Source organism: Nocardioides sp. (assembly GCF_029937575.1).
Classification (GTDB): Bacteria; Actinomycetota; Actinomycetes; order Propionibacteriales; family Nocardioidaceae; genus Nocardioides.
Map to the genome: position 1 here is coordinate 1 of NZ_JAPYPS010000114.1, position 7,295 is coordinate 7,295.

6 protein-coding genes and 1 pseudogene are annotated in these 7,295 nt (G+C 70.0%); 4 read left to right on the forward strand and 3 right to left on the reverse strand.

Annotated elements, in window-relative coordinates; translation table 11 throughout:
• The coding region (gene clpX / locus Q1K33_RS20320; RefSeq protein ID WP_300406692.1) for an ATP-dependent Clp protease ATP-binding subunit ClpX at nucleotides 1–998 on the forward strand (998 nt) is incomplete at its 5' end.
• A 182-nt stretch (nucleotides 999–1,180) separates the two neighbouring features.
• Here clpX and valS read toward each other — a convergent pair.
• Nucleotides 1,181–3,802: a valine--tRNA ligase gene (gene valS, locus Q1K33_RS20325; protein WP_300406694.1), complete on the reverse strand. Its 2,622-nt coding sequence runs from the start codon at nucleotides 3,800–3,802 to the stop codon at nucleotides 1,181–1,183.
• 87 nt (nucleotides 3,803–3,889) lie between these two features.
• Here valS and Q1K33_RS20330 point away from each other — a divergent pair, with 87 nt between their 5' ends.
• The gene (locus tag Q1K33_RS20330; protein ID WP_300406695.1) at nucleotides 3,890–4,036 is read left to right on the forward strand and encodes a hypothetical protein; all 147 of its coding nucleotides are present in this window, start codon (nucleotides 3,890–3,892) and stop codon (nucleotides 4,034–4,036) included.
• A gap of 15 nt (nucleotides 4,037–4,051) precedes the next feature.
• Here Q1K33_RS20330 and Q1K33_RS20335 read toward each other — a convergent pair whose 3' ends face one another.
• Nucleotides 4,052–5,149, reverse strand: coding sequence for an NAD(P)-dependent alcohol dehydrogenase (locus Q1K33_RS20335; protein WP_300406697.1), 1,098 nt, complete (start codon nucleotides 5,147–5,149; stop codon nucleotides 4,052–4,054).
• Nucleotides 5,150–5,279: 130 nt separating this feature from the next.
• Here Q1K33_RS20335 and Q1K33_RS20340 point away from each other — a divergent pair, with 130 nt between their 5' ends.
• Nucleotides 5,280–6,665 carry a folylpolyglutamate synthase/dihydrofolate synthase family protein gene (locus Q1K33_RS20340; RefSeq protein WP_300406699.1) on the forward strand — a complete coding sequence of 462 codons (1,386 nt, stop codon included), beginning with the start codon at nucleotides 5,280–5,282 and terminating at the stop codon, nucleotides 6,663–6,665.
• A complete protein-coding gene (locus Q1K33_RS20345) occupies nucleotides 6,662–7,033 on the forward strand; it encodes a DUF4233 domain-containing protein (protein WP_300406701.1) in 372 nt (123 codons plus the stop codon). Before Q1K33_RS20340 ends, Q1K33_RS20345 begins: the two co-directional genes overlap by 4 nt.
• Before the next feature lie 23 nt (nucleotides 7,034–7,056).
• Here Q1K33_RS20345 and Q1K33_RS20350 read toward each other — a convergent pair.
• Nucleotides 7,057–7,295: pseudogene (locus Q1K33_RS20350) on the reverse strand (PLP-dependent aminotransferase family protein); the annotation flags it as partial.

The following is a 7,295-nucleotide window of genomic DNA, read 5'->3' on the forward strand; positions in this document are numbered from 1 at the left end:
GGGTCCAGGCCGGCGTGCAGCCGGTGTCGGGCAAGCACTCCAAGGACGAGGTCGTCGAGGTCGCCAAGTCCAACATCCTCGTCATCGGTCCGACCGGGTGCGGCAAGACCTACCTGGCCCAGACGCTCGCCCGGATGCTCAACGTGCCCTTCGCGATCGCCGACGCCACGGCGCTGACCGAGGCCGGCTACGTCGGCGAGGACGTCGAGAACATCCTCCTCAAGCTGATCCAGGCCGCCGACTACGACGTCAAGAAGGCCGAGACCGGCATCATCTACATCGACGAGATCGACAAGGTGGCCCGCAAGGCGGAGAACCCCTCGATCACGCGCGACGTCTCCGGCGAAGGTGTCCAGCAGGCCCTGTTGAAGATCATCGAGGGCACGACCGCCTCGGTCCCGCCCCAGGGCGGTCGCAAGCATCCTCACCAGGAGTTCATCCAGATCGACACCACGAACATCCTCTTCGTGGTGGGTGGCGCCTTCGCCGGCCTGGAGCACATCATCGAGCAGCGCGTGGGCAAGAAGACGCTGGGCTTCACCGCCGAGGTGCGCGGAGCCGAGGAGCGCGCGGCCGACGACCTGCTGGCCCTGGTGCGTCCCGAGGACCTCACCAAGTTCGGTCTGATCCCGGAGTTCATCGGTCGCCTCCCGCTCATCGCGAGCGTCACCAAGCTCGACCAGGCAGCCCTGGTGCAGATCCTCACCGAGCCCCGCAACGCGCTGGTCAAGCAGTACCGCAAGCTCTTCGACCTCGACGGCGTCGAGCTGGAGTTCTCCGAGGACGCCATCAAGGCGATCGCCGACAAGGCTCTCGAGCGCGGCACCGGTGCCCGCGGTCTGCGGGCCATCATCGAGGAGGTCCTGCTCCACGTGATGTACGACGTGCCCTCGCGCGGTGACGTCGCCAAGGTGATCATCACCGGCGAGGCCGTCGAGGGCGAGGCAGCTCCGGAGCTGGTCCTGCGCGAGACCAAGCCCAAGAAGAAGTCAGCCTAGTCACAGGCGAGCCTGCGAGCGTGTGACTACGCGAGGTTGAGCAAGCGGCGCGAGTGAGGAACGAACTCGCGGTCCGCGTGACGAAATCCAGTGAGCCGAGAAGCAACCTCACGGAAGCCGCCGTTTGCGGCGACCTCTCGCCTCACCGGGATTCGAGGCTCGGCGCTGGCGCGCCTCACACCTCAACCAGCGTCGGTGTCGGCCAGGTCGGCGTCGACCTGCAGCTCGTCGCCGCCGGCGACCAGCACCAGCTCGTCGATCTTGCCGACCGCGATCAGGTCCGCCCTCGCCAGCTCGACCCGGTCGAGCAGCTCCTGCGGACCGGTGACGCGCACCTCGGAGAGCCGGGCGCGCATGGACACCTTGGCCTTCGACTTGGCGCCGCGCACACCGCGCAGGACCGTGGCCACCGCGTCCACGGTGGCGGGGTTGGCTGCCGCGGCGGACCCGAGCTCGGTGGCCAGCGGCCACGAGGAGCGGTGGATGGAGCCGGGGCGCCACCACGACCACACCTCCTCGGTCACGAATGGCAGGAACGGCGCGAGCAGCCTCAGCTGCATCTCCAGGGCGATGGTCAGCGTGGCCTTGGCCGACTCGGTCGGCTCGCCGCCGTCCTCGGCGTAGGCACGCTCCTTGACCAGCTCGAGGTAGTCGTCGCAGAACTCCCAGAAGAACTTCTCGGTGACCTCGAGGGCCGTCGAGTAGTCGTAGGCCTCCATGGCCTCGGTGGCCCTGGTGACCACTCCCGCGAGCCGGGCGAGCAGGGCGCAGTCGACGGGTGCGCTGACCCGGACCGGGTCGAGGGACGTGCCTCCCACGTTGCCGAGCACGAACTTCGAGGCGTTGAGCACCTTCATCGCCAAGCGCCGACCGACCTTCATCTGGGTCTCGTCGAACGGTGAGTCCAGGCCGGGGCGGGCCAGGGCGGCGCGCCAGCGCACGGCGTCGGCGCCGTACTTGTCCAGGATCTCGGTCGGGACGACCACGTTGCCCTTGGACTTCGACATCTTCTTGCGGTCGGGATCGAGGATCCAGCCCGAGAGCATCGCGTGCGACCACGGGACCTGGCCGTTCTCGTAGTGGGCGCGCACGACCCGGCTGAAGAGCCAGGTGCGGATGATGTCGTGGGCCTGGGTGCACAGGTCCATCGGGAAGACCCGCTCGAAGAGGTCGTCGTCCTCACCCCAGCCGCCCGCGATGTGCGGAGTCAGCGAGGAGGTCGCCCAGGTGTCCATGACGTCGGGGTCGCCGAGGAAGCCCCCGGGCTGGTTGCGCTGGGACTCGTCGTACCCGCGCGGTGCATCGGTGGACGGGTCGACCGGCAGCTCGGCCTCGCTGGGCAGCAGCGGGTGGTCGTAGTCGGGCTCGCCCTCGGCGTCGAGTGGGTACCAGACCGGGAACGGGATGCCGAAGAAGCGCTGGCGCGAGATCAGCCAGTCGCCGTTGAGACCGCTAACCCAGTTGTCGAAGCGATGCTTCATGTGGCCCGGGAGCCAGGTGATCTGAGCGCCCTCGCCGAGGAGCTCGCTGCGCAGCTCGGGGCTGCGCCCGCCGTTGCGGATGTACCACTGGCGGGTCGCGACGATCTCGAGCGGCTTGTCGCCCTTCTCGAAGAAGTTCGCCATCCGCTGGGTCGGCTTCGGCTCGCCGTCCAGGTCGCCGCTCTCGCGCAGCAGGGCGACCATCGCCTCGCGGGAGGAGAAGGTCGTCTTGCCGGCCAGCTCGGCGTACGCCGTGGACGCTGCCTCGCTCGAGAGCCAGGGCGGCGTCTCGCGGGTGAAACGTCCGTCGCGGCCCACGACCGTGCGCACCGGCAGGTCGAGCTCGCGCCACCAGGTCACGTCGGTGAGGTCACCGAACGTGCAGCACATCAGGATTCCCGAGCCCTTGTCGATCTCGGCGAGGGGGTGCGCGAGCACCGGCACCTCGACGCCGAAGACCGGCGAGGTCACGGTGGTGCCGAAGAGATCCTGGTAGCGCTCGTCGTCGGGGTGCGCGATCAGGGCCACCACGCTGGGGATCAGCTCGGGTCGCGTCGTCTCGATGTGCACCACGCCGCCGCCCGGCTTGTGGAAGGCGACCCGGTGGTAGGCACCGGCGTACTCGCGGGCCTCGAGCTCGGCCTGGGCGACTGCGGTCTGGAAGGTGACGTCCCACAGGGTCGGCGCCTCCTGCAGGTAGGCCTCCCCGCGGGCGAAGTTGCGCAGGAACGCGCGCTGGCTGACGGTCTGCGCCTTCGCGCCGATCGTCGTGTAGTGCTGCTTCCAGTCGACGGACAGGCCCAGGGTGCGCCACAGCGACTCGAAGACCTCCTCGTCCTGCTCCACCAGGCGCTCGCACAGCGCGATGAAGTTGGGCCGGCTGATCGGCACCTGCTTCTTGGCATCCGGCTTCTCGGGTGGAGTGAAATCGGGGTCGTACGGCAGCGACGGGTCGCAGCGCACGCCGAAGTAGTTCTGCACCCGGCGCTCGGTCGGCAGTCCGTTGTCGTCCCAGCCCATCGGGTAGAAGACGCTCTTGCCGCGCATCCGCTGGAAGCGGGCGATCAGGTCGGTGTGGGTGTAGGAGAAGACGTGGCCGACGTGCAGGCTGCCGCTGACCGTCGGGGGCGGGGTGTCGATCGAGTAGACGTTCTCGCGGGGCTGGGTGCGGTCGAAGGCGTAGGTCTGGTCGGCCTTCCAGCGCTCGGCCCAGGTCGCCTCGAGACCCTCGAGGGCGGGCTTGTCCGGTACGACGACAGCGCCGGCGGATGGGTCCGCTGGGCTCGTCGGGTCCGGGGCCTGGCCTTCGATGATCTCTGTCATGGGCGAAATCCTAGTGGGGTGTGTCCCGCGGATTAACGCGGCGTCACGCGGGGTCGCCCGTACCCGCCGAATCCGGTGGCGTCGCCGGTGCGATCTGGTGTCGGATGTCTGCGTGCCCCCGGACCCGCCGATCCGCGAGTTCTCCCCGGCCAGGCCAGCCCGGTCTCCAACAAGATCCACGCTGCCATCGGCTTCGCGCCGGTCGTCGACATGGCCCACATGGAGATCGTCTGAGCGGTCAGCCGGTCCTCACCACACGAGCACCGGCTTGACCGCCGCTCCCGAGGCGACGTCGGCAATGGCCTTCTCGATGTCCTCGAACGGGTAGGTGGTCACCAGGTCGTCGACGGCGAAGGCGCCGGCCGCGCGCATCGCGAGCAGCCGCGGGATCATCTCCTGGGGGTCGGACTCGCCCTCGATCGAGGAGCGGATGATCTTGCCGTTCTGGAGCAGGTCGATCGCGTCGATCGTGTACTCCTCGGGCCCGAGGCCGAGCGCCACGAGGGTGCCGCGGGTCTTCAGCGACTGCTGGGCCTGCTTGACGACCTCGGAGACCGCCGTGGTGTCGATCGCGTACGACGCCCCGCCCCCGGTCAGCTCCTTGACCTTGTCGACCACCGACTGCTCCTCGAGCGTGGTCGGGTCGACGGTCACGGCGCCGTGGCGCGCCGCGACGTCGAGACGGCTCTGCATCAGGTCCACCGCGACGACGGTCCCGCACCCGGCGGCCTGCGCGGCCACGATCGCGGCCAGGCCGACCGCGCCGCAGCCGAACACGACCAGGCTGTCGTCGGGGCCGGGTTCGAAGATGTTCAGCACGGTGCCGGCCCCGGTCTGGAAGCCGCAGCCGTACGGCGCCACGGTCGCCAGGTCGAGGGCGGGATCGATCACGACGCAGTTGTCGGCGTAGGCGATCGCGTGCTGGGCCATGCTCGACTGTCCGAAGAAGGAGCCGTAGACGGGTGCGCCGTCGCGCTGGTGGGTCGTGGAGCCGTCCATCCGGAAGCCCATGTAGTTGATCATCAGCGTGTTGTCGCAGTAGCCGACCAGGCCGTCGCGACACATCTGGCACTCGCGGCACGAGCGGAAGCTCAGCAGCACGTGGTCGCCGACGCTGATCCCGGAGACGTCCTCGCCGACCTGCTCGACCACGCCGGCACCTTCGTGGCCGAAGACCCGCGGGAACATCTCGGCCGGCAGCTGGTCGCGCAGCGACAGGTCGGTGTGGCACAGGCCCGTGGCCACGATGCGCACGAGCACCTCGTCGGCGCGGGGCTCGTCCAGGTCGACCTCGACGAGCTGGAACGGGCCGCCGGGGGACTCGACGATGGCAACGGTGGTCTTCATGCGGGGCCCTCCCAGGCGGTGATCAGGCTGTGGTCGACGTCACGCTCGGACCGAGACTAGAACTTGTTCTAGTGTCCTGTCATCCACCTGGTCCGCCGAGGTGCGGGAGAGTCCCTAGACTGGCGACGAGATGGCTGACACCGACGAGATTCCCGACGCACCCCGGCTCGCCCAGACCTACGCCGAGGTCGAGGACGCGCTCCTGTCACGCTGGCCGGAGACCAAGCTCGAGCCGTCGCTGGACCGGATCACGGCCTTCTGCGAGATGCTCGGCGACCCGCAGCGCTCCTTCCGGTCGATCCACCTGACCGGCACCAACGGCAAGACGTCGACGTCGCGGATGATCGACACCCTGCTGCGTGCCCTCGAGCTGCGCACGGGACGCTTCACCTCGCCACACGTCGAGCGGATGAGCGAGCGGATCAGCATCGACGGTGAGCCGCTGAGCGACGAGGACTTCGTCGGTGCGTTCAACGACGTCGCGCCCTACACGCACCTGGTCGACTCCGACCAGCCCTTCCCCCTGTCCTTCTTCGAGACCGTCGTCGGGATGGCGTACGCCGCGTTCGCCGACGCTCCCGTCGACGTCGCGGTCGTCGAGGTCGGCATGGGCGGCACGTGGGACGCCACCAACGTCATCGACGCCGATGTCGCGGTGGTCCTGCCCGTCGCGGTCGACCACGCGTCGTACCTCGGCGAGAATCCCGGCGCCATCGCGCGCGAGAAGGCGGGGATCATCAAGCCCGGCTCGATCGTGGTGATGGCCGAGCAGCCGCTCGACGCCGCCACGGTGCTGCTGGAGCGGGTGCAGGAGGTGGGCGCCACGGTGGCCCGCGAGGGGATCGAGTACGGCGTGGTCTCGCGCGTCGCGGCCGTCGGCGGCCAGGTGGTCACCCTCCAGGGACTCCGGGCGCGCTACGACGAGGTCTTCCTCCCGCTCTTCGGCGCCCACCAGGCGCAGAACGCCGCCGTGGCGCTCGCCGCCGTGGAGGCCTTCGCCGGCGACGCCGCCCTGGACGACGACCTGGTGCGTGCCGCCTTCGCCGAGGTCACCTCGCCGGGGCGGCTCGAGGTGATCCGTCGCAGCCCGACCATCGTGCTCGACGCGGCCCACAACCCGGCCGGGGCGCGGGCCACTGCCGACGCGCTCGAGGACTCCTTCCAGTTCGCGCCCCTGATCGGGGTGATGGGCGTGATGTCCGACAAGGACTACGAGGGAGTCCTGGCTGCCTTCGAGCCGCACCTCGCCCACCTGATCTGCACCCAGAACTCCACCGATCGGGCGATGCCGGCCGAGGCGCTGGCCGAGGCCGCCCTCGACGTGTTCGACGAGGACCGGGTCACCGTCGTCGCGGACCTGGCCGGCGCCATCGAGGCCGCCGCGACCCTGGCCGAGGCCGGGGAGGCGTTCGGGAGCCCGCTGGGCTCGGGAGCCGTGCTCGTCACCGGCTCGGTGGTCACCGTCGGCGAGGCCCGCACCCTGCTCACCCGCGGCAGGCGAGGCACCGAGTCGTGAGCGAGCGCGAGCGGTCACCGCGTCGCGGCATGTGCTCGGCCGTGCTGTTCCTCGAGGCGATCACGCTCGGCCTCAGCACCCCGGTGATGATCGCGGTCTCCGACGTCTCGCCCGCCGTCGCCCTCCCGGTCGGGCTAGGGTTGGCCCTGCTCAGCATCGTCGCGTCGGGCCTGCTTCGGTCCGAGTGGGCCTACGGCCTGGGCTGGGCGATCCAGGGGGCCGCGATCGTGCTCGGCTTCCTGGTCACCACGATGTTCTTCCTCGGCGCCATCTTCGCCCTGCTGTGGGGCTCGGCCGACCTGCTCGGCCGCAGGATCGAGCGCGAGCGCGCCGCCGCCTTCGCCGCCTTCGACGCCGAGCAGGCCTGAGCCGAACCGCGTCCGCTCCGGACCTACGTCTCGAGCCCGCGGCCGATCGCGGCCAGCGCGGCATCCAGCTCGATGTCGCTGACACCGCCGAAGCCAACGACGAGGCCGGTCAGCTCGGAGCTGCGGCAGTAGTCGGCGAGCAGGTTCACCTCGAAGCCCGCCCGGCGGGCGCTCGCCTGCGCTGCGAGCGCGCGGTCGTGGGGGAGCAGCCAGGTCGAGTACATCCCGGCCACCGGCCCGGCCGGTGCCGCGTGCGGCGCGA